Consider the following 21,423-nt stretch of genomic DNA (forward strand, 5'->3'; position numbering starts at 1 on the left):
CTAGAGGCTAGCCGGGACCGGTTTCTGCTGCTCGACGGGCTCCGACGGCAGGACCGGCGGTTTGCGGTCCAGCGCACTGGGCCACCAGATCTTGCCGCCGAGGTCCAGGTTGATCGCGGTGACCAGCACCGACCGGACGATCATCGTGTCGAGCAGCACGCCCAGCGCGACCGCCACGCCGAGCTCGGCGAGGAAGACGAACGGGATCGAGCCGAGCACCAGGAAGGTCGCTGCGAGCACCAACCCGGCCGAGGTGATCACGCCGCCGGTGGAGCTCAACGCGATCAGCGCGCCCTGGCGGGTGCCGTGCTGCGCCGTCTCCTCGCGGACCCGGGTCATCAGGAAGATGTTGTAGTCGATGCCGAGGGCGACCAGGAACACGAACGCGAACAGGGGGAACCCCGGATCGACCTGGACGCCCTCGGGCCAGTGGTCGGTGATCAACGGCATGAAGTAGTCGAAGACCAGTGCCGACAGGCCCATCGCGGCCCCGAAGGACAGCACCACGGTCGCCATCAGGATCAGCGGCGCGGCCAGCGCCCGCAGCAGGAAGATCAGGATCAGCAGCACCACGACGAGGACGGTCGGGATGATCACCTTGTTGTCGCGGCTCGACGCCACCTTGGTGTCGAGGTAGAACGCCGAGCCGCCGCCGACCAGCGCATCGGCGCCGTCCACCGCATGGGCCGCGTCGCGACTGGCCTGAACGGTGTCGTACGCCGCCGTCGAGGAGACGTCCGCCTGGATCGGCGCCTCGAAGTACGACCGGGTGTCGGAGAGGGGCTTCGGCTCGGTCGGCGTGCCGAGGCCGTCGACAGTGTCGAGCGACTGGATCACCGCGTCGACCTGATCGGTGTCGGTGACCACCTGGATGGTGTTGGAGTTGTCGACCAGCCCGTGCGCGGCGAGCACCTTCTGACCCTTGATCGCATCGAACTCCTTCGTGTAGCCGTCCTCGGTCGACATGCCGCCGGCGTCGATCTTGAGAACACCGAGGCAGGCGACGAGCAGGAGGCCGGTGGTGACCAGCCAGACCCGGCGCGGGCGCGGGGCGATGGAGCGGCCCACCTTGGCCCAGAGGCCCTTCGTGTTGGGCTCGTCGGAGCCGAAGTGCGGGCGCTTGGGCCAGAAGATCCAGCGCCCGAAGATCACCAGCAGCGCGGGGAGCAGGGTCACCATCACCAAGAAGGTGACCGCGATGCCGATGGCGTTGACCGGCCCGAGGCCGGCGGTCGAGTTCAGCTCGGCCAGCAGCAGGCACAGCATGCCGACCACGACGGTCGAAGCGCTGGCGAGGATCGCCGGGGCCGCGCGGTGGAGAGCGAAGGCCATCGCTTCGTGCCGGTTGTCGTGGCGCCGCAGCTCCTCGCGGTATCGCGCGACCAGGAGCAGCGCGTAGTCGGTGCCCGCGCCGATCACCAGGATGCCGAGGATCGCCTGGCTCTGCCCGTTGACGGTGAGGTCGGCGTACTTGGCGAGCAGGTAGACCACGCCGCCGGAGACGCTGTAGGCGACCACCACGCTGAAGATCGGCAGGATCCAGAGGATCGGGCTGCGGTAGGTGAACAGCAGGATCACGATCACGACGAGGAGCGCGCCGAGGATCAGCGTCGTGTCCACGCCGGAGAACACCTCGGCCGCGTCCGCAGCCTGGCCGCCGTACCCGCCGAGGTGGACGGTGACCCCGTCGATCTGGGCGACGTCCCGGATCTGGTCGGCGGCGTCGGGGATCGCGTTCCAGCCGTCGGACCCGAAGTTGAACGTCAGGGCGGTGACCGCCACCTGGCCGTCCTCCGAGACCCCGCCGACGCCGGCCTGCTGAGCCTGTGCCGGCGTGAGAACCGTGCCCTCGACGACCCCGTCGATGGTGCCGAGCTCCTTGGCCTGTTCCTCGATCGCGGCCTTGTCCGCGTCGGTGAGGCCGGACGACCGGTAGTAGATGACGAGCGTCGGGATGTCGTTCGGGCTGACCGTCGACGCGAGCTCGTTGGACACTTCGGTCGACTCGGCGCTGCCCGGCAGCCACGACGACGCCTCGTTGTTCTGGACGTCGACCAGCTTCGAGGACAGCGATCCGAAGACGCCGAGGGCCACGATCCAGAAGGCGAGGACGATCCACTTGGTCACGCGGCCGGTCAGCTTGCCGGCGATCTGACGGTGCATGGCAGAACTCTTTCAGGGGGCGGGGACAGTCGGCATCGGGGTTTTCCCCTAGTCCGACTCCTGCAGGATGGCGGACTCATCGCTGCCCCTACGACACCCGGCGCGGGCCAGGTGTGACAGGCCGGGACGGGCGGTGCCCCCTGGTCGAGCCCGCCGAGCAGCCGCCCCGGCAGCGTCAGCCGTACAGGCGGTCCACCACGTCGGCGTACTTCTGGTGCACCACCCGGCGCTTGAGCTTGAGCGTCGGGGTGAGCTCCTCGGACTCCGCGGTCCACTCGACGGGGAGCAGCTCGAAGGACTTGATCTGCTCCGGCCGGGAGAGCCGCTCGTTGGCGGCGTCGACCGCGGCCTGCGCCATTGCCAGGATCTGCGGGTGCTGGGCGAGCTCGGCGAGGTCGGTGGCCTCGATGCCCATCTGCTGCGCGACCAGCGGCGCGATCTCGCCGTCGAGGGTGAGCACGGCGACGACGTACGGGCGGTTGTCGCCGATCGCCATCGCGTGGCCGATGAGCGGCGACTCCTTGAGGTAGTTCTCGATGTTCGAGGGCGCGATGTTCTTGCCGGCCGAGGTGATGATCAGCTCCTTCTTGCGGTCGACGACCGAGAAGAACCCGTCCTCGTCGAGGGTGCCGATGTCGCCGGTGTGGATCCAGCCGTCCTCGTCGACGAGCGCCCGGGTGGCGTCCTCCTGCCGGTGGTAGCCGGGGGTGTTCACCGGGCCGCGCACGAGGATCTCGCCGTCCTCGCCGAGCGTGACCTCCATCCCCGGGTTCGCCTGGCCGACGGTGCCGAGCTTGAACCCGGCGGGGCCGTTGGCGGTGACGGCGCCGCAGGTCTCGGTCATGCCGTAGACGTCGAAGACCGCGAGCCCGAGGCCGGCCATGAACTTCGCGACGTCGAGCGGCATCGGCGCCGCCGCGGAGCCCGCCCAGGTCACCTGGTCGAGGCCGAGCAGCAGCTTGAGGAAGCCGAGGATCTGCTCGTCGGCCCGGCGGTACGCCTCCTCGATCTCGGGCGTCATGGTGCCGCCGACCTCCTGGGCCTGGACCCAGGCCAGGCCGGCCGCCATCGCCTTCTCGACCATCTCCCGGTTGGCGGGGTCCGGGTCGGCGGCGAGCTTGGCGGAGATGCCGGTCTTGATCTTCTCCCACACGCGGGGGACGCCGAAGAACGCCGTGGGGCGCACCTCGCCGAGGGCGGCGAGCAGCTCGGCGGGGTCGCCGATCGCGTGCACGTGGCTGCCCTGGATCTGCGGGCCGTAGAGGCCGAGCACCCGCTCGGCGATGTGCGCGAGCGGCAGGTAGCTCACCGACCGCTGCGGGTCCGTCAGGCCGGCCTTCTCCTGGGTGGAGGTCGTCTCGTAGAGCACGTTGTGGTGGGTGAGCACGACGCCCTTGGGGTTCCCGGTCGTGCCGGACGTGTAGAGGATCGTCGCGGGCGAGTCCGGCGTCAGCTCGGCGGCGCGTTCCTCGACGACGCCCGGGTGTGCGGCGCGGTACGCCGCTCCCGCGGCCACCAGCGCGTCCCAGTCCTCGTCCAGCATCACGACCCGGCGGATGCTGTCCACCTCGTCCAGCGCCTTGGCCCAGCGCGCCCGGTGGTCCTCGCTCTCGAGGAACACGACCGTGGGCTGCGCGTGGCCGGCGACGTACGCGACCTGCTCCGTCGACAGCGTGTTGTAGATCGACATCGGGGTGGCCGCGGCGTGCACGGCGGCCATGTCGGCGAGGAAGTGCTCGGTGCGGTTGGTGGCCATGATCGCGACCGTGTCGCCGGTGGCGACGCCGAGCTCGATCAGCCCCGCGGCGGCGTCCAGCGCGCGCTCGCGGGTCTCCTCCCAGGTGATCGTGCGCCAGGACTCGCCCTCGGGCACGTGGTGGCGGTCGGAGTACGCCGGCTGGCCGGCGTGCTTGCGGGCGGTGTCGGCCAGGGCGTCCACGAGGGTGCGCCCCTCGATCTGCTCCTGGATGCGGGCGCGCTCACTGGCGATGTCGGGGGCCACCTGTGTCATGGCTCACAGGGTAGAGGCGGCCCCCTGAGCGGCCTAGACCCCGAGGCTGCGCCCGATGATCTCCTTCTGGATCTCGGTGGTGCCGCCGTAGATCGTCTGGATCCGGCTGTCCACGAACGCCTTCGCGATCGGGTACTCCATCATGTAGCCGTACCCGCCGTGCAGCTGGACGCCGGCGTCCACGACCTGCTTCTGCAGCTCCGTGGTCCACCACTTCGCCATCGACGCGAGGGTCGTGTCGACCTCACCCGCGTTGAGCTTGAGGATGCACTCGTTGACGAACACCCGGGCCACGTGGGCGTGGGTGGCCATCTCCGCGAGCAGGAACCGGTTGTGCTGGAACGAGCCGATCGGCTTGCCGAACGCCTGCCGCTCCTTGGCGTACGCGAGCGACATGTCCAGCACCTGCTCGATCGCGGCGACCGCCATCGCGGCGATCGAGATCCGCTCCTGCGGCAGGTTGACCATCAGCGAGACGAAGCCGGAGCCCTCCTCGCCGAGGAGGTTCTCCTTGGGCACCGCGACGTCGTCGAAGAACAGCTCGGCGGTGTCCTGGGCCTTCATGCCGACCTTGTCCAGGTTGCGGCCGCGCTCGAAGCCCGGCATCCCCCGCTCGACGACGAGCAGGGAGATGCCCCGGTGGCCGGCCTCCGGGTCGGTCTTGCAGACCACGATCACCAGGTCGGACAGGATGCCGTTGCTGATGAACGTCTTCGACCCGTTCAGCACGTAGTGATCGCCCTTGTCGACCGCGGTCGTGCGCACCCCCTGCAGGTCGCTGCCCGCGCCCGGCTCGGTCATCGCGATCGCGGAGATGATCTCGCCGGACACCAGGCCGGGCAGCCAGCGCTGCTTCTGCTCGGGCGTCCCGAGCTGGGAGATGTAGGGGACGATGATGTCGGTGTGCACCGGGAAGCCGGGGCCGCTCGCGCCGACCCGGGCCAGCTCCTCGGCCACGATCGTGTTGTAGCGGAAGTCCTTGACCCCGGCGCCGCCGTACTCCTCGTCGACGTCGAAGCAGAGCAGCCCGGCCGCGCCGGCCTTCGTCCAGACCTCGCGGCTGACCTGGCCGTCCCTCTCCCACTGCTCGTGGTGGGGGACGACCTCCTTCTCCATGAAGGCGCGCACGGAGGAGCGGAAGTCCTCGTGCTCCTGCTCGTAGATGGACGGGCGCTCGCTCATCAGGAGACCCACTCCTTGATCTGGGCGACGGTCGCGGCCGGGTCGTCGGTGACCGGGCTGATCTGCAGGTTGGTGACGCCGGCCTCGCGGAAGGCGGCGATCCGCTCCTGGACGTACGACGCCGGGCCGACCAGGTTGCCGGCCTCGAGCCACTCCGTCGGCACGAGGGCCTCGGCGTCGCGCTTGTTGCCGTCGAGGTAGAGGTCCTGGATCTGCTTGGCCTCCTTCTCGTACCCGTAGTGGCAGGCCAGCTCGTTGTAGAAGTTCTTGCCGCGGGCGCCCATGCCGCCGACGTACAGCGCGTACATGGGGCGCATCAGGTCGAGCAGCTTCTTGGTGTCCTCGCCCTCGCCGATCGCGACCATGCCGCCGGCCGAGATCTCCAGCGGGGCCAGGTCGGCGGAGCGCTTGGCGGTGCCCTTCGCGAGCGCGTCGCCCCAGACCTCGTGGGCCTTCTCGGGCAGGAACAGGAACGGCAGCCAGCCGTCGGCGACCTCGGCGGTCATCGCCACGTTGGCGTCGCCGAGCGCGGCGACCCAGATGGGGATGACGTTGCGCTCGACCTTGGTGAGGATCTTGAGCGGCTTGCCGAGCCCGAGCCCCTGGTCGGCCGGCAGTGGCAGCGTGAAGATCTTGCCGTCGTGCACGAGCCGCTCCCGGCGCAGGCCCTGACGGATGATCGAGATGACCTCGCGGGTGCGGCCCAGCGGCTTCTCGTACGGCAGGCCGTGGAAGCCCTCGATCACCTGCGGGCCGGACGCGCCCAGGCCGAGCACCGCCCGGCCCCCGGACACGTTGTCGAGGCCGGCGGCCGTCTGCAGCAGCGCGCTCGGCGTCCGGGAGAAGACGTTGAGGATGCCGGCGCCGATCTCGATGGTCTCGGTCTTGGCGGCCAGGTAGCCCATCAGCGTGGGGGAGTCGAACCCGTACGCCTCGGCCACCCAGACGGTGTCCAGGCCCGCCTTCTCGAGCTCGGCGACCTGGTCGGCCGCCTCGCGGGGGTTGCCGGAGTACAACAGCGGGGTGGAGAGCTTCATTGTGACAGCATAACTGTCACGGTTCTGCCCTGGTCAACGCCGTCGCGTGAGTCTCCTGCAGCGGAGGGCGTGGACGGCCCGGCCGCCGGTCCCCACGACGGACCAGACCGCGAGACCCACGGCCAGCGAGGCCGCGATGGCCCAGATCCGATGGCCGTCGTCCTCGAGGGACGGGTAGACCTGCCAGTGGGTGAGGTAGATCCACAGGGACGCCGAGGCGACCGCGCCGAACGCCGCCGCCACCCGGGCGGGCACCCGGAGCTGGCACCGGACGAGCAGCAGCAGCATGCCGGCGGCGACGATCGCCTCACGCCGGCTGTCGCCGAAGAACCCGGCCGTGGCGGCCACGGCCAGCAGCGCCACGAGCACCCGCTGCCACGGACTCCGTGCGTACGCGGCGGACGCGCCCAGCGCCAGGCACCAGGCCACCACGCCGAGCGTGTAGCGCTCGGTCGACTCGGCCTCGACGCCGGTCCACCAGTACCGCACGCCGAGCGTGATCGCGAAGGCCACCAGGGCGGAGCGGAACGGGTCGGCGCGGTGCGCCCGCTCGAGCAGCGGTACGGCGAGCAGCGCGGCCAGGCCGAGGTAGCACCAGACCAGGGTCTCGAGGAACCAGAACTGCCACTGCTCGTCCCAGCGGTCGCCGCCGAGCAGGCCGTTGAGGAGGAGCGCGGTCGGCCAGCGGTACTCGTGTCCCACCACGGCCAGCAGGCCGACGAACGCGAGGGTCGGCACGGCCACGGCGCGGGCGCTGCGCACCAGGCCGGCCACGCGCTGCCGCCGTCCCTGAACCGCGAGCTGGAACCGGGCGAGGTTGTAGCCGGCGACGGCGAGCAGGACGTGGGCCCCGCCCTGGAGCTGGAACAGGTCCGCGTGGGTGACGACGACCAGCGTGATCGCGACGGCGCGGAGCAGGACCGAGATGTCGACCGGGACGCCACGTCGGCGCCGTCCGGGGGCGGGAGCACGCGGCACCTCGGCCGCCAGCTCGGTGGCGGACAGCGACGGCCACGACGGCGGGAGCGACCCGAGCCGGTCGCCCAGGCGGGTGGCGACCTCGACGTAGGACAGCGAGTCGCCGCCGAGCCCGACGAACGAGTCGCCGACGCTCGCGTCGGGGCGACCCAGGACGACGGCGTAGAGGTCGCGGACCTCCTCGGCTGTGACCGGTCCGGTGGGGACCGGGAGGCGGAGCGCCTCCTCGCGCTCGACATGGGCGCGGAGCGTGGCGTCGTCGGGCTTGCCCGAGGAGGTGACCGGCAGCGCGTCGAGGGCGACGACCCGGACCGCGGCGGCACGCAGTCCGGTCGCCCGGGCGATCCGGTCGCGGACCCGGCCACGTGTTCGGGCGCCGGCCACGAAGACCCAGAGGCAGTCCGGCCGAGCGACCAGGCGTACGGCGTCCCCCTCCGCGGCCAGCCGGCGTTCGACCCGGTCCAGGTCGATCCGGTGGCCGAGCACCTTGGCCTGCCGGTCGAGCCGGCCGACGACCTCGTACAGGCCGTTCGCGCCCACGCGGGCCAGGTCGCCGGTACGCAGCTCGGACAGCTCGGGCCCGCGCGCCAGGTCGTCGAGGGACTCGGCGTACCCCATCATCACGTTCGGCCCGGCGTAGACCAGCTCGCCCGTGCCGGGCGGGGCCTCCGGGACCTCCGCGATCCGCAGGGTGCCGCCCGGCACGGCGACGCCGATCGCGCTCGGGTGCTCGGCCGCCAGGTCCGGCGGCAGGTAGGCCATCCGGGCGGTCGCCTCGGTCTGGCCGTACATCACGAACAGGTCGACGCCATGCTCTCCGAGCAGCCCGGCCCACTCGCGGACCCGGTCCGGCGCCATCCGGCCGCCGGCCTGGGTGAGGTAGCGCAGGGACGGCAGCCGAGGCAGCGTCTCCGGGCCGAAGCCGGTCGCGTCGAGCAGGGCGAACGAGTGGGGTACGCCGGCGACGCCGGTCACCCCGGTCCGCTCGGCCAGGTCCCAGAAGCAGGCGTCGGCCACCGACAGGTCGGTGAGCACGACGGTCGCGCCGACCAGCAGGTGGCTGTGCAGCACCGAGAGCCCGTAGCAGTAGTGCAGCGGCAGCGCGGTGATCGCCACGTCCGTCGAGCGCAGGTCGAGGTAGTCGGCGATGCTGCGGGCGTTCGCGAGCAGGTTGTCCCGGGAGAGCCGGACCAGCTTCGGCGATCCGGTCGAGCCGGAGGTGGAGAGCAGGAGCGCCAGGTCCCGGTGCAGTCCGGCGGCGGTGCCGGCGGGGTACGCGGCCAGCAGGTCGGCGTGCCGGGCCGAGTCGCCCTCGGCGAGCAGCAGCACCGGGTGGCCGTCGGACAGCGCTGCCAGGTAGGAGACCACGAAGTCGACGGTGGGCCGCGCCTCCAGGGTGATCAGGTGCCGCGACCCCAGGCGAGTCCGCTCGGCCGCGACCAGGTCGAGGAGGTCGCCGTACGTCAGGACGACGTCGCCGTCGACGAGGGCCGGCGCATCCCGGTCGCCCCCGACCAGCCAGTGGTCCGGCCGGACGACCGGGATCGTGCTCATCGCGCGTCCTCGGGGAAGGCCAGGACCTCACCGACGACCCGCACGCCCACCTGCGCGCCCGGCTCGGGCACGCCGCTCGCCGAGACGCGCGCGGTCAGGTCGACGAGATCGTCGGTGCCGACGACCCGGGCCCGGACGGTCGCGTCGTGCCCGAAGAACGAGACCTCGAGCACCTCGGCCCTCAGGCAGCCGGGCTCGTCCTCGGCCGTGACCACGACCTGCTCGGGGCGGACGGCCAGGAGGACCCGGCCGTCGCGGGCGCCGCGGACCTGGATCGGGCCCAGGGGGCTGGCGGCGACGCCGGCCACGGCCGCGGCCGGCACCAGGGCCGCGTGCCCGACGAAGGACGCCACGGCAGGTCCCGCGGGGTTCAGGTAGACCTCGCTCGGGCTCGCCACCTGGAGGAGCCGGCCGGCGGCCATCACGGCGACCTGGTCGGCGAGCGAGAGCGCCTCGCCCTGGTCGTGGGTCACCAGCACCGCGGTCGCACCGCTGGCCCGGAGCGCCCGGGCGACGGCCCGGCCGGTCTCCTCGCGCAGCCCGGCGTCCAGCGACGAGAACGGCTCGTCGAGCAGCACGACGTCCGGCCGCGGTGCCAGGGCCCGCGCCAGGGCGACGCGCTGCTGCTGACCGCCCGACAGCTCGTGCGGCTGCCGCGCCGCGGCGGAGCGCGGCAGCTCGACCAGCTCGAGCATCTCCTCCACCCGGCGCCGGGCGGCGGCGGAACGACGCCCCGAGGCCAGGCCGAAGGCGACGTTCGCCGCGACGTCGAGGTGCGGGAAGAGCGCGCCCTCCTGCGGGACGTAGCCGATCCGCCGACGGCGCGGCGGCACCGGACGGCCCGAGCCGGAGACCGCCCGGTCGCCGAGCCGGATGCTGCCGGCGTCCGGCTCGAGGAAGCCGGCGACCAGCCGCAGCAGCGTGGTCTTGCCGCAGCCGGACGCACCCAGCACCGCGGTGAGGCCGCCGGGTACGTCGAGGTCGACGCCGTCGAGCACACGGACCGAACCGAAGGACTTGGTCAGCCCGGTCACGCGCAGCGCGGTCATGCCAGCCTCCTCGGGTTCCGGGACACGGCCGCGCGCCCGAGCAGCCAGGTGGCCGGTGCGGACAGCAGGACCAGCGCGAGGGCGTACGGCGCGGCCGCGCCGTACTCGACGGCCGCGGCGCGCGACCAGAACTCCGTGGCGAGCGTCGAGGTGCCGATCGGCGCGAGCAGCAGGGTCGCGGTGAGCTCGGTGCCGACCGCCAGCGACACCAGCGCGACGCTGGCGGCCAGCCCCGGCAGGACGAGCGGCAGCGTCACCCGGCGGGCCGCGCCGGTACGCGTGCACCCGAGCGAGGTCGCGACGTCCTCGAGGACCGGCGGTGCCAGCTCGAGGGTGCCCCGCACGCCGACGGCGGCGCGCGGCAGGAACAGGATCACGTAGCCGACGACCAGCACCGGGAGGGTCTGGTAGAGCGACGGCACGACGCGGATCGAGATCGTCACCAGCGCCAGCGCGACGACGATGCCGGGGAGGGCGTTGGCCGGATAGACGGCCCGCTCGATGGCGGTCACGAGGACGCCGCGGTAGCGGACCGCGAGCCAGGCGATCGGCAGCGCGGCGACGGTGGCCAGCACTCCGCCCGCGACCGCGAGGCCGAGCGTCGTGGTGAGCGCGGCGGCGAGGTCGCCGCCGGGCAGCGAGGAGGAGCTGCCGCGCACCAGCCAGCGGAGCAGGCTGAGCAGGGGGACGCCGAGGGTCAGCAGGGCGAGGCCGAGCAGGGCGGCGGACCAGGCCGGCGCGGACCGGCCGAGCCGGTGCCGGGCCGCGGCCCGCCCGACACCCGATCCCACGCGCGAACGTCGCCGGTGGCCGCGGGCCAGCATCTCGAGCCCGAGCAGGACCAGGCAGAAGGCGACGAGGACCAGCGCCAGCATGGTGGCCGCGGGGCCGTTGAAGGAGATCCGGTACTGGTCGAGGATCCCGGTCGTCAGGGTCGGGAAGTTGAGCAGCTGCAGGGCGCCGTACTCCCCGAGCAGGTGCAGGCCGACCAGCAGTGCGCCACCGAGGACCGCGGGGCTGATCGCCGGCAGCACCACCCGGAAGAACGACGACCAGGCGCCGGCGCCGAGGCTGGCGGCGACGTCCTCGACGGAGGAGTCCAGCCGGCTCAGGGCCGCGACCGTCGGCAGGTAGACCAGGGGGTAGTAGGACAGGCTGACGACCAGGACCGCCCCCCAGTAGGACTGGACGGCGTGCGTGGTGGAGATCCAGCCGTAGCCGTTGACGAAGGCGGGCACCGCCAGAGGGGCGCAGAGCACGCCGTGCCAGAGCCGCGCCAGCGGTAGGTCGGTGCGGACGACGAGCCAGGCGCAGCCCACCCCCAGCGCCAGGCTGAGCGCGACCCCACCCACGAGCAGTCGGGTCGTGTTCCACAGCAGGTCGTCGAAGCGCGGTCGGGTCAGCAGGTGCCACGCCTCGGCCGGCCCGAGCTCGGCCGCGGACACGACGACGAAGCCGAGCGGGAGCAGGCTGGTGGCCGCGACCAGCAGCCCGAGCAGCACCAGCACCCCAGGCGGCCGCGCCGCCTGGGCACCCAGGCGGCGGACCGTGGTCGTGGGTCGGCCCACGGCCTGGACGCTCAGAGGACGAACCCCGCGTCGGAGAGCAGCTCCACCACCTTGTCGCCGTCGAGGTCACTGACGGCGACGGTGGGCGGCTCGAGCTCGGCGAACGGCTTCACCGACGGGTCCAGGCTGACCGCGGGGTTGAGCGGGTACTCCAGTGCGTAGCTGTCGGCCAGCGCCCGCTGTCCCTCCTCGCTGGTCAGGTAGGCGACGAACTGCTGCGCCTCGTCCGGGTGCTCGGCGGTCTTGAGCACCCCGGCGCCCGACACGCTGAGGAACGCGCCGGGGTCCTGGTCGCCGAAGAAGTGGAGCTCGCTGGCGTCACTGTTCTCGCCGGACTCGGCCTGGTCCCGGTACCAGTAGTAGTGGTACTCGATGCCGGTCGCGACCTCACCCGAGTTCACGGACTCCAGCACCACGTTGTTGCCGTCGTACACGGTGCCGTTGGCCTTGAGGCCCTCGAGCCACCGCCGGGTGGCGTCCTCACCCTTCAGGTCGAGCACGGCGGCGACGATCGCCTGGAAGTCCGCGCCGGTGGGGGAGAAGGAGACCTTGCCGGCCCACGCGGGGTCTGCGAGGTCCATGATCGAGGCCGGCAGCTGGTCCTCGCTGACCAGGCTCGGGTTGTACACGAGCACCGTCGAGCGGGCCACGAAGCCGGTCCACAGCCCGCTGTCGGGCCGGTACTGCGCCGGGATCGGGTCAGTCGCCGCCGCCTCGAGGGGCGCGAGCAGACCCTCGCGCTCCACGGCCGACATCGCGGGCGTGTTCTCGGTGAGGAACACGTCCGCCGGCGACGCCTCGCCCTCCTGCCGGAGCTGCGCCGCCAGCTCGGAGTCCGAGCCGTTGCGCAGCTCGACCTCGATGCCCGTCTTCTTCTCGAACTTCGGCGCGATCTCCTCCAGCAGCTGCTCGTGCTGGGCGTTGTAGACGACGATCTTCGGGCCGTCGTCGGACGAGCAGGCCGCCCCGCCGAGCGCGACGACGAGAACGAGGGAGAGAGCCAGGGGCAAGCGCTTCACGAGGGAACTTCCTGTGCGTCGGCAAACGGAGTTAGGCGAGCCTCACCTTAACTGTTGCTGAGGGTGGTTGAACACCGCGTGGGCCGTCACGCCACTCATTCCACGCCGGAATGCGGTCGAGAAGTGTCCTGTTATGTCTTCCGTCGTCCCTGTTCGCACGAAGTTTCGAGTGGTTTCCCCGATGGTGATGCGCGTCCTTCCCCGGCGCCCCCAGTCAGTCAACACGTCGATCGGCCGGCCCGCCTCCGGCAGCCGCGCCCGGCGTGGCAGGCACAGCCCCTGGCGCAGCCTGCGGCACCGCAGCATGCGGCTGTGGACCGCGGCCAACACGGTGAGCAACGCCGGCAGCTGGATGCAGATGGTCGCCCAGAACCTGCTGGTGCTGGAGCTCACCGGCTCGCCCATGATGGTGGGCCTGTCGCTGTCCGCGCAGGCAGCACCCGGCCTGCTGCTCGGGGTCCTCGGCGGCGCCGTCGTCGACAGGTACCCCTATCGGCTGGTCGCCGGCGCGGGTCAGGTAGCGATGGCGGTGATCGCCTTCGTCACGGCTGCGCTCGCCGCGACCGGCCACATCGGCGTACCCGCGCTCCTGGTGCTCGGCGCGCTGAGCGGCGTCGTCGCGGCCGCGGACGGCCCGGCCGTCTCGCTGCTCGGCAACGAGCTGGTCCCCGAGGAGGACGTGCCGTCCGCGATCGCGGTCGGGTCCGCCGCCATGAACCTGGGCCGACTGGGCGGTACGGCGCTGGCCGGCGCCGCGGTGTCGTTCGTCGGCATCGGCGCGGCCTACGTCGCCAACGGCTTGTCCTTCCTGCTCGTCGCGGCGACCATCCCGTTCCTGCGCAGCGCCCCGCGCCCGGCCGCCCTCGCCGAGCCGGAGACCTCGGCGGCCGGCACCGTGCCGTCGATCGCGGACCGCCAGGGCGTGCGGGCCGGGGTCCGCTACCTGCTCGGCGACCGGGCGCTGCTGACCTTGCTGCTGGTGTGCCTGGTCACGACGCTGCTCGGTCGCAACTACACGATGAGCACCGCCGCCCTGGTCACCGGACCGCTCGGCGGCGACGCCGCCGACTACGGCCGGGTGAGCACCGCCCTGGCGGTCGGCGGCATCCTCGGTGCGCTGCTCGCCGGCTTCGTCCGGGTGCCGCGGCTCGGCCTCGTGCTGGCGCTCGCGGCCGTGGCCGCCGGCCTGCAGACGCTCGTCGGGCTCAGCCCGGTGCTGACGGTGGTCGTGCTGCTCGCCGTCCCCATGGCCGCCGCCGAGGCCGCGCTGGCCACCGGTACCCAGACCATGCTGCAGACGGTGCCGCCGGAGTCGATGCGCGGCCGGGTGCTCGGTGCCTGGCGGACCGCCAGCACCAGCTGGGGCCTGGCCGGACCGCCGGTCCTCGGGGGGCTGCTCCAGCTCCTCGGCGCCCGCGGCGGCCTGGTCCTCGGGGGCCTGGCCAGCATCCTGCTGCTGGCGGGTGTCGCCGCGGTGTCGACGCGGCGCCGTCGCACCGACGACGACGGCGAGGGAGGCGAGGTCGTGCCGCTCTCCCACGCGGCTCCCGGCCCGGCCCGGGCGGCCGCCTGACCTCTCGACGGCAACCTCGGGTCGAGCGCGGGGCGTCTCACCGGCATGAGGCGGACGTCGTTCACCATCGCGGGGATCGCGTGTCTCGCGACCCTCGTTGCCGGCTGTGATGCAGGTTCAACCCCGCCCGGGCCCACCGCCACCGGCTCGGCGTCGAGTAGCGCTCGACCAGCCAGGGACACCATGCGGTGCGACCCGCACTCGGGCTTCCCCGTCGCCACGAACGAGTGCCCGGACCCTGATCCGGAGACGGGCTGGCTGACCGCCCCGAGCGAGCAGCTCACGCTGAAGCCCTTCCGCACGATGGTCAACGACGCCGAGGGGAAGGCTTACGCCGGCGAACACGGAGCAGACTTCCCCTTCCTCGACGACTACTTCGACGCCCCCGACGGAGCCAGCCACCCGGTCCGGCTCGCACCAGGCACCGTGTGCACGGGCATCATCGTGGTCGGATACCGCGAGCCGCTGATGGACCATGTCGTGAGCTGCGCGGACCTCGTCGAGGTGGCAGCAGGACGACGTGTGCCCGTGGCGGTGTGGTCGACAGGCGACACCACCGTGCAGCTGTCGGAGCTCTACCGGCCGTGATCCCGCACGGCACCTAGCCGGGCCGGCCTACGTCCTCCGGTGGAAGGTGACGTCGCCGTTGGGGTGGTAGGTGGTCGTATAGCCGGTGTCGTGGGCGCGGTTGTGGTGCCAGTGGCACAGGGACACGCCGTCGGTGAGGTTGGTGTGGCCGCCGTCGACCCAGCGTTGCTTGTGGTGGGCGTGCAGTCCGCTGACCCGGTCGCAGCTTTCGGCGCGGCAGCCCCGGTCCCGCACGAGCATCGCGATCCGCTGGGCCTCGGTGAAGTACCGGCTCTTGCGGCCGACGTCGAGGGGTTGGAGTCCCCGCCCAGGACGACGGGGATGATCCCTGCCTCGCACGCCAGCCGCCGGGCCAGGCCGGGGGAGATCTTCGCGCCGGTGTCGAGCAGGCACGCCTTCTCCAGCCGGCCGAGGAGGACGTCGAGGTCGATGAACACCACCATGGTCGCCGAGATGCCGCCGGTGTTGGGGAGCCGGTCGGCGGGGTACCGCTCGATCAGCTCGCAACGCCTGCCCCATGGCTTCGGGGGTGGGTGGCCGGTTCGCTGCGGCGCCGGCACCCTTGGTGGCGGTCTGGTGCTTGGACGAGGCGATCGCGGCGAGCATCTTCTTCAACGCCGCCCACTGGTGGGACGGCAGGGTGCCGGTGAAGTGCGCCTTGCCCGTGCCGTCGTCGTACCCGGTCAGCCGGCACGCCTTGGGCGCCGCGGCCTCTTCCTTGGCGAGCAGGGCGGCTTCGCGGGCGTCGGCCTCGTCGGGGGCGATCACCTCGAACAACCGGCGGCCGAGCCGGTTCAACGCCGTCGCGACGTGGTGGTTGGCCTGCTCGAGCAGGTGCGCCTCGGCCTTCGCGACCAGATCTCGGTCCAAGTCGTCGGGCAGGTCGTCGATCCACCGGAGGATCACCCGCGCCTGCTCGACATGGATGCCGCCGGCCGCCAGGGCGTCCCTCGTCGCGGGGTGGGTCTCCAGGTCCCGGCCCAACCTGACCGCCCCGTGGGCGGCACCGCGGGTGGTCTTGGTCTCGTGCGCCAGCCACGCCGCCGCACTGGACGCGCCGACGTCTTGGCCCACGTGCAGGGTGTCGGCATGCGCGGCGACCCGGGCCTGCAGCTCGATCGCCTGATCGATCACCCGGGTGAGCTCGACCAGGGTCGCGGCGGTTTCCTCCGGACCCATGGACCACACCGACGCATCGGTCACCGCGTCGGCCGCGGCGCGCATCTACGCGGTCGCAGCCGACACCCGGTGCCGGGGTGTGGCCATGGCTGTCATGGGTCTACTCAAGCACCGACCACCGACAGTGGACCGGCGAGAATCCCCTTATTGCACAGGGGTTCTGGTCAAGATCAGGTCACGATTCGGGCGCCCTTTCCACACGTCGTGCCGGGGTGTTGTCGAGGCTAGCCGCTTGGTGCTCCTCGCACCTCGACCACCGGATCCAGAAGTGTGGTCGATCCGGTTCACCTGGTGCGTCGGATCCACCACACTTCCGCGCCGTCCGTGAGCCAGGCGCCTACCGCAACCACCCGCTCGCCGTCCCGTCGCTGCCTATCGGTCGCAACCCCGGGCCCACCGCGAGGTGCCGACAGGTGAGGGCGCCGCGTTCGCTGTACGGGGTCTCGACAAGCTCGACCAACGGGAGGGCGACCCACCGTCCCGTTCGCTGCCTATCGGTCGCAACCCGAGCGGACTGGGAGGTGCTGAGAGTCGACGGCGCCGCGTTCGCCGTCCGGGGTCTCGACCAGCTCAACCCACGGTGCGCCGGCAAGCGACCGTCAGGACCCACTCGCTGTGCTGGGTCGTGTGCCTCACACCGAGCTATAGCGCGGTCTCAGGCACACGACCCGAACACCGCCCGGCCGCGAGCCGGGCACCGGCCGCAACCACCCACCCACCGCCCCGTTCGCTGCCTGTCGGTCGCAACCCGAGCGGACTGGGAGGTGCTGAGAGTCGACGGCACCGCGTCCGTCGTACGGGGTCTCGACAAGCTCGACCAACGGTGAGCCGGGCACCGGCCGCAACCACCCACCCACCGCCCCGTTCGCTGCCTGTCGGTCGCAACCCGAGCCCACCGCGAGCAGCTGACGGTCGACCGCTCCGCGTTCGTCGTCCGGGGTCTCGACAAGCTCGACCAACGGTGAGCCGGGAAGCCACGGCAACCACCAGCCCACCGCCCCGTTCGCTGCCTGTCGGCCGCAACCACGAGCGGACCGTGGGGTGCTGACAGCCGCGGCCGGGCGCGGGCTCAGTCCGTGGCCGGACGAGGCTGTTCGGCAGCCCCCCGGCCTCGTCGCCGGAACGGCGCCACCTTCGCCATCACCAGGCCGTAGCCGATGCCGAGGAACGGCAGCACGGTGACGAGGACGCTGTTGAGCGGCAGCACGCCCGCGAACACCAGGGTGGCCGCGAGGAACAGTCCGAACAGGAAGCCGGCGACGACCCCGAGCACCGGTCGTCCGCGCATGGTTCACACCGCCCTTCTGCTGACGCCGGCGAGCGTGGCGAGCGCGCCGAAGAGGAGCGTTCCCGCCGCCGCCGCGAGGGAGACCGGGCTGTCCGCGAAGCTGCCGCTCACCTTGATCTCTCCGGCGTACGCGCAGACCTTCTCGCCGTTCTCGGCGTGGGTCGCGACCAACGGCACATAGAAGCCGCGGGGGACGAACCCCGGCAGGTCGTAGGTCCCGGTCTTGGGCTCCGTCGTGGCATAGGTGCGGCTGGCGTCGTCCGACCACGACCACGAGCTGGGGCCGTAGTCGGGGAGCGGGGCCGGTAGGTCGATCTCGAGTGACCCGGAGTACGACCGTTTCTTGTGTCCCTTGCCGCCGTTGATGCTGCCGGTGCCGGAGTAGCTCCCGCTCGGGTCGACGGTCGCCCGGTCGGTGTCCTGGGTGATCGTCGTGTCGGTGCCGTCGTCGCCGTTGACCATGATCTCGCCCTGGCAGTCGGCCGAGTCGAGGGTGAGCCCGGCGTACGCCGGGAAGGCCAGCGCGAGGGAGACGATGCCCAGGGCCGCGATCGCGGCAAGCGCCGGAGCCGGACGGAAGCGGGTGGGTGATCGGCGCATGACGGCCTCCTCGGTGCGACCCGAGATCACTCCCGACGGTAGGGCACTCGCGGCCGGGTTCGACATGACCCAGCCGGGGGGTTCACGGCAGGGGCCCGCTTCCTCAGCCCCGCCCGTGCCAGCTGTCCCACAGGGCGGCGTACGAGCCACCGGCCTCGACCAGCTCGTCGTGGGAGCCGAGCTCGGCGATCCTCCCGTCCTCGACCACCGCGACCCGGTCCGCGTCGTGGGCCGAGAACAGCCGGTGCGCGATCGCGATGACGGTCCGGCCCTCGAGGACGGCGGCGAGCGACCGCTCCAGGTGCCGGGCGGCGCGCGGGTCGATGAGCGAGGTCGCCTCGTCGAGGACCAGGGTGTGCGGGTCGGCCAGCACCAGCCGGGCCAGCGCGATCTGCTGCGCCTGGGCGGCGCTGACCGCGCGGCCGCCCGAGCCGACGACCGTGTCCAGGCCGTCCTCGAGCGCGTCCACCCAGTCCAGGGCGTCCACCGCGTCGAGCGCCGCGCGGATCTGCTCGTCCGTGGCGCCGAGGCGGGCGAGCGCGAGGTTCTCGCGCAGCGTGCCCACGAAGACGTGGTGCTCCTGGGTCACCAGCGCGACGTGTCCGCGCAGGTCGTCGAGCGGCAGCTCGGTCAGGCCGACGCCGCCGACGGTGACCGAGCCGGTGCGCGGCGGGTGGATGCCCGCGAGCAGCCGGCCGAGCGTGGACTTGCCGGCACCCGACGGGCCGACCATCGCGATCCGCTCGCCGACGCCGACCGAGAGGTCGACCCCGTGCAGCACGTCGCGGCCCTCGACGTACGAGAACCGCACGTCCGCGGCGTCGATCTCCTCGCCGTCCGGCTCGCGGCCCGTGCTCTCGCGGTCGTCGGGCACCTGCGCGACGCCGAGCAGGCGGGCCAGCGACGCGGCGCCGAGCTGGAGCTCGTCGAGGATCGACACGATCCGGTCGACCGGGTCGATCAGCATCTGCACGTACAGCGTCGCGGTCGTGACCGCGCCCAGGGAGACCTCGCCCTGGGTGTAGAGCCAGCCGCCGAACAGCAGCGTAGCCACGGTCGGGACCAGGTAGGCGATCTCCATGTTCGGGAAGAACACCGTGCGCAGGTAGAGGGTGTAGCGCTCCGCGCGGTACGACGCGGCGATGTCCTCGTCGACCGCCCGGATCCGCTCGTCGCCGAGGCCGAGCGCCTCGACGGTCCGGGCGCCCTCGACGGTCTCGGTGAGCGTCGCGTTGATCTGGGAGTACGTCGCGCTCTCGCGCAGGTAGCCGTCCTTGGCACGCTTGAGGTACCACCGGAGTCCGATCACCAGCGGCGGCACCCCGAGCAGGCAGGGGATCGCCACCCACCAGCCCACACTCAGCGCGGCGACGAACGTGACCACCGCGGTGATCACCGCGATCGTCCACTCCGGCAGCGCCATCCGGACCGACCAGCCCAGCTGGTCGACGTCGCGGCTGGTGCGGGTGAGCAGGTCGCCGGAGCCCGCGGCCTCGACGACGCCGACCGGCAGCGCCAGCGTGTTGTCGACGAAGTCCTCGCGCAGCTCGGCCAGCACCTGCTCGCCGAGCACCTGGCTCAGGTAGCGGGCGAACCGGGTGAGCACGGTCTGGAGCACCAGGAAGCCGGCCAGCACCGCGATGATCCGGTCCACGTGGCCGACGGTGGTGCCGTCCTGGACGGCCTGCACGAGGTCGCCGAGCAGCCGCGGTGCGGCCAGCCCGGCGAGCGCCGCGGCGACGTGCAGCGCCACCGCGCCCCAGAGCATCCGGGGGTGCCGCCGGGCCAGCCGCACGGCGTACCGCCGCACGCCGCGCCCGTCGGCGACGGGCAGGTGGGTCGTGGCGCTCACGATGGCACCTCGCTGACGGCCAGCTCCGGCTCGGACTCGCGGGTCACGACCCGGCGGTACTCGACGTTCGTCTCCAACAGCTCGGCGTGGGTGCCGGTCGCGACGACCCGCCCGCTCCGCAGGAACGCGACCACGTCGGCGCGGTCGAGCATCAGCGGGCTGCTGGTGGTGACGACCGTGGTGCGCCCGGACCGGTGCCGGTGCAGCCGGTCGGCGATCCGGGCCTCGGTGTGGGCGTCGACGGCCGACGTCGGCTCGACCAGCACCAGGATCTCCGGGTCCGCGGTGAGGGCGCGGGCGAGCACGAGCCGCTGCCGTTGCCCCCCGGAGAAGCTGCGGCCGCGCTCGGCGACGACGGTGTCCAGCCCGTCCGGCAGCGCGTCCAGGATGTCCGCGGCGGACGCGGTGTCCAGCGCCCCAGCGACGTCGCCGTCGCCGTCGCCGGTGACGTCGAGCCGGTCGCCGAGGCGGCCGGAGAAGAACAGCGCCCCGGTGTCCGACACGACGATGCGGGACCGGACCTCCGCGGGCCGCAGCGCGGTCAGCGGTACGCCGCCGAGCGTGACCTCGTCGTCGACGGGAGCGTGGGTCATGCCGAGCCGGTCGGCCAGCTCGGCGGACTCGTCGGGCTGCTCGCTCACAACCGCGGTCAGGAGGCCGGGGCGGACCAGCAGGCCGGTGCGGTCGTCGCGGAGCTCCGCCCCCGCGGCCGGGGAGTCGGCCGGATGGGCGGGCTCGGCCACCTCGGGCTCGAGCGCGAGCACCCGGACCACGCGGCCCGCGGCGACGCGGGCCCGGATGACCTTGTTGGCGTACTCCGTCGCGGTCCGCAGCGGGATCATCAGGAACGCCGAGTACCCGTAGAACGCGACCAGCTCGCCGGGGGAGATCGCACCCTCCACGGCGTACCGGGCCCCGATCCAGACCACGATCACCACGAACAGCCCGGGCAGGAAGACCTGGAGGGCGTCGAGCACCGACTGGATCCTCGCCACCCGGACCCCGGCCTGGCGGGTGGTCTGCGACTCGCGGACGTAGCGGTCGTGGAAGACCTGCTCGCCGCCGATCCCGCGCAGCACCCGCAGGCCGCCGACGATGTCGCTGGCGGTGTTCGACAGCTGGCCCATCAGGTGCCGCTGGTGGGCGCTGCGTCGCTGGAGCGGCCCGAGTATCGGCGCGACGCCGAGCATCAGCAGGGGGACGCCGATCAGCACCACCAGGCCGAGGGTGACCGACGTCTGGAGCAGGATGACCGCGACCAGCACGAACGAGACGCAGGCGCCGGCGAACCGGGCGGACACGTCCATGATCTGGCCGAGGTGCGCGAGGTCGTTGGTGCCGATCGCGACCACCTCGCCGGTGGACACCTTGCGCGGGAGCGTGCCACCGAGGCGGACGGTCTGCCGGGTGACGAGCTGGACGATGCGGTACGCCGCGATCAGCCAGTTGGTGACCGCGAACCGGTGTCGCATGATGCCGCTGGCCGCCTGGACCAGGCCGATCGCGAAGAGGATCGCGGCCCACTTCGCCAGCTCCGTGGTGTCCTCGGCGGCGACCCCGCGGTCGATCGCGCGGCCGATCACCGCCGGGATGACCGCCTGGGAGCTCATCCAGACGATGCCGAAGCCCATGCCCCCGACCAGCGTCGGCCACTGCCTCCTGGCCAGCCACCACAGGAACCGGCCGGGGCTGCGGTGGTCCGGCTCGCCGGGGTGGTCGTGGGGCAGGTGGTGCACGCTCTCACGCTACGAACTCAGGTCTTTCGCGAGCGAATCATTTACG

At 72.4% G+C, this 21,423-nt stretch carries 15 protein-coding genes; 2 read left to right on the forward strand and 13 right to left on the reverse strand.

Annotated elements, in window-relative coordinates:
- The 8 genes from ABD086_RS05865 to ABD086_RS05900 all read right to left on the reverse strand — a co-directional run bounded on the left by ABD086_RS05865 (window position 1) and on the right by ABD086_RS05900 (window position 12,561).
- Window positions 1-2,163 (reverse strand): MMPL family transporter, encoded by a 2,163-nt coding sequence (locus tag ABD086_RS05865; RefSeq protein ID WP_343906508.1) that lies wholly within the window; start codon window positions 2,161-2,163, stop codon window positions 1-3.
- A gap of 175 nt (window positions 2,164-2,338) precedes the next feature.
- Window positions 2,339-4,174 (reverse strand): AMP-dependent synthetase/ligase, encoded by a 1,836-nt coding sequence (locus tag ABD086_RS05870; protein WP_343906510.1) that lies wholly within the window; start codon window positions 4,172-4,174, stop codon window positions 2,339-2,341.
- A gap of 33 nt (window positions 4,175-4,207) precedes the next feature.
- Window positions 4,208-5,356, reverse strand: coding sequence for an acyl-CoA dehydrogenase family protein (locus ABD086_RS05875; RefSeq protein ID WP_343906512.1), 1,149 nt, complete (start codon window positions 5,354-5,356; stop codon window positions 4,208-4,210).
- The gene (locus ABD086_RS05880) at window positions 5,356-6,393 is read right to left on the reverse strand and encodes an LLM class F420-dependent oxidoreductase (protein ID WP_343906514.1); all 1,038 of its coding nucleotides are present in this window, start codon (window positions 6,391-6,393) and stop codon (window positions 5,356-5,358) included. The genes ABD086_RS05875 and ABD086_RS05880 overlap by 1 nt, the downstream gene beginning before the upstream one ends.
- 33 nt (window positions 6,394-6,426) lie before the next feature.
- Complete coding sequence (locus ABD086_RS05885) at window positions 6,427-8,925, reverse strand: AMP-binding protein (RefSeq protein WP_343906516.1); 2,499 nt, start codon at window positions 8,923-8,925, stop codon at window positions 6,427-6,429.
- On the reverse strand, window positions 8,922-9,974 hold the full coding sequence (locus tag ABD086_RS05890) for an ABC transporter ATP-binding protein (RefSeq protein ID WP_343906518.1): 1,053 nt from the start codon (window positions 9,972-9,974) through the stop codon (window positions 8,922-8,924). The genes ABD086_RS05885 and ABD086_RS05890 overlap by 4 nt, the downstream gene beginning before the upstream one ends.
- Window positions 9,971-11,542 carry an ABC transporter permease gene (locus ABD086_RS05895; protein ID WP_343906519.1) on the reverse strand — a complete coding sequence of 524 codons (1,572 nt, stop codon included), beginning with the start codon at window positions 11,540-11,542 and terminating at the stop codon, window positions 9,971-9,973. Before ABD086_RS05895 ends, ABD086_RS05890 begins: the two co-directional genes overlap by 4 nt.
- An 11-nt stretch (window positions 11,543-11,553) precedes the next feature.
- Entirely contained in the window at window positions 11,554-12,561 is a 1,008-nt protein-coding gene (locus ABD086_RS05900; protein ID WP_343906521.1) for an iron ABC transporter substrate-binding protein, read from the reverse strand.
- A gap of 187 nt (window positions 12,562-12,748) precedes the next feature.
- Here ABD086_RS05900 and ABD086_RS05905 point away from each other — a divergent pair, with 187 nt between their 5' ends.
- Both ABD086_RS05905 and ABD086_RS05910 read left to right on the forward strand, forming a co-directional pair.
- Window positions 12,749-14,134 carry an MFS transporter gene (locus ABD086_RS05905; RefSeq protein WP_343906645.1) on the forward strand — a complete coding sequence of 462 codons (1,386 nt, stop codon included), beginning with the start codon at window positions 12,749-12,751 and terminating at the stop codon, window positions 14,132-14,134.
- 183 nt (window positions 14,135-14,317) lie between these two features.
- Window positions 14,318-14,722: a hypothetical protein gene (locus ABD086_RS05910; protein ID WP_343906522.1), complete on the forward strand. Its 405-nt coding sequence runs from the start codon at window positions 14,318-14,320 to the stop codon at window positions 14,720-14,722.
- Window positions 14,723-14,749: 27 nt separating this feature from the next.
- Here ABD086_RS05910 and ABD086_RS05915 read toward each other — a convergent pair whose 3' ends face one another.
- The 5 genes from ABD086_RS05915 to ABD086_RS05935 form a co-directional block, all read right to left on the reverse strand.
- Window positions 14,750-15,901 carry a DUF222 domain-containing protein gene (locus ABD086_RS05915; RefSeq protein ID WP_343906524.1) on the reverse strand — a complete coding sequence of 384 codons (1,152 nt, stop codon included), beginning with the start codon at window positions 15,899-15,901 and terminating at the stop codon, window positions 14,750-14,752.
- Window positions 15,902-16,970: 1,069 nt separating this feature from the next.
- Entirely contained in the window at window positions 16,971-17,189 is a 219-nt protein-coding gene (locus ABD086_RS05920) for a hypothetical protein (protein WP_343906526.1), read from the reverse strand.
- 3 nt (window positions 17,190-17,192) lie between these two features.
- Window positions 17,193-17,789: a hypothetical protein gene (locus tag ABD086_RS05925; protein ID WP_343906528.1), complete on the reverse strand. Its 597-nt coding sequence runs from the start codon at window positions 17,787-17,789 to the stop codon at window positions 17,193-17,195.
- A gap of 103 nt (window positions 17,790-17,892) precedes the next feature.
- Window positions 17,893-19,641, reverse strand: a complete 1,749-nt coding sequence (locus ABD086_RS05930) for an ABC transporter ATP-binding protein (protein ID WP_343906529.1) — start codon at window positions 19,639-19,641, stop codon at window positions 17,893-17,895.
- The gene (locus ABD086_RS05935) at window positions 19,638-21,377 is read right to left on the reverse strand and encodes an ABC transporter ATP-binding protein (protein WP_343906531.1); all 1,740 of its coding nucleotides are present in this window, start codon (window positions 21,375-21,377) and stop codon (window positions 19,638-19,640) included. The genes ABD086_RS05930 and ABD086_RS05935 overlap by 4 nt, the downstream gene beginning before the upstream one ends.
- Window positions 21,378-21,423 lie beyond the last annotated feature (46 nt).

Origin of the sequence: Nocardioides aquiterrae, from assembly GCF_039526625.1 — a bacterium.
GTDB classification, from domain to species: Bacteria; Actinomycetota; Actinomycetes; order Propionibacteriales; family Nocardioidaceae; genus Nocardioides; species Nocardioides aquiterrae.

Coding starts and splice junctions, on each gene's coding strand:
- ABD086_RS05890 (WP_343906518.1), bottom strand. CDS start 9,974: ATGACCGCGCTGCGCGTGACCGGGCTGACCAAGTCCTTCGGTTCGGTC.
- ABD086_RS05870 (WP_343906510.1), bottom strand. CDS start 4,174: ATGACACAGGTGGCCCCCGACATCGCCAGTGAGCGCGCCCGCATCCAG.
- ABD086_RS05920 (WP_343906526.1), bottom strand. CDS start 17,189: ATGCGCGGACGACCGGTGCTCGGGGTCGTCGCCGGCTTCCTGTTCGGA.
- ABD086_RS05910 (WP_343906522.1), top strand. CDS start 14,318: ATGCGGTGCGACCCGCACTCGGGCTTCCCCGTCGCCACGAACGAGTGC.
- ABD086_RS05880 (WP_343906514.1), bottom strand. CDS start 6,393: ATGAAGCTCTCCACCCCGCTGTTGTACTCCGGCAACCCCCGCGAGGCG.
- ABD086_RS05905 (WP_343906645.1), top strand. CDS start 12,749: ATGCGCGTCCTTCCCCGGCGCCCCCAGTCAGTCAACACGTCGATCGGC.
- ABD086_RS05915 (WP_343906524.1), bottom strand. CDS start 15,901: ATGGGTCCGGAGGAAACCGCCGCGACCCTGGTCGAGCTCACCCGGGTG.
- ABD086_RS05875 (WP_343906512.1), bottom strand. CDS start 5,356: ATGAGCGAGCGCCCGTCCATCTACGAGCAGGAGCACGAGGACTTCCGC.
- ABD086_RS05885 (WP_343906516.1), bottom strand. CDS start 8,925: ATGAGCACGATCCCGGTCGTCCGGCCGGACCACTGGCTGGTCGGGGGC.
- ABD086_RS05865 (WP_343906508.1), bottom strand. CDS start 2,163: ATGCACCGTCAGATCGCCGGCAAGCTGACCGGCCGCGTGACCAAGTGG.
- ABD086_RS05925 (WP_343906528.1), bottom strand. CDS start 17,789: ATGCGCCGATCACCCACCCGCTTCCGTCCGGCTCCGGCGCTTGCCGCG.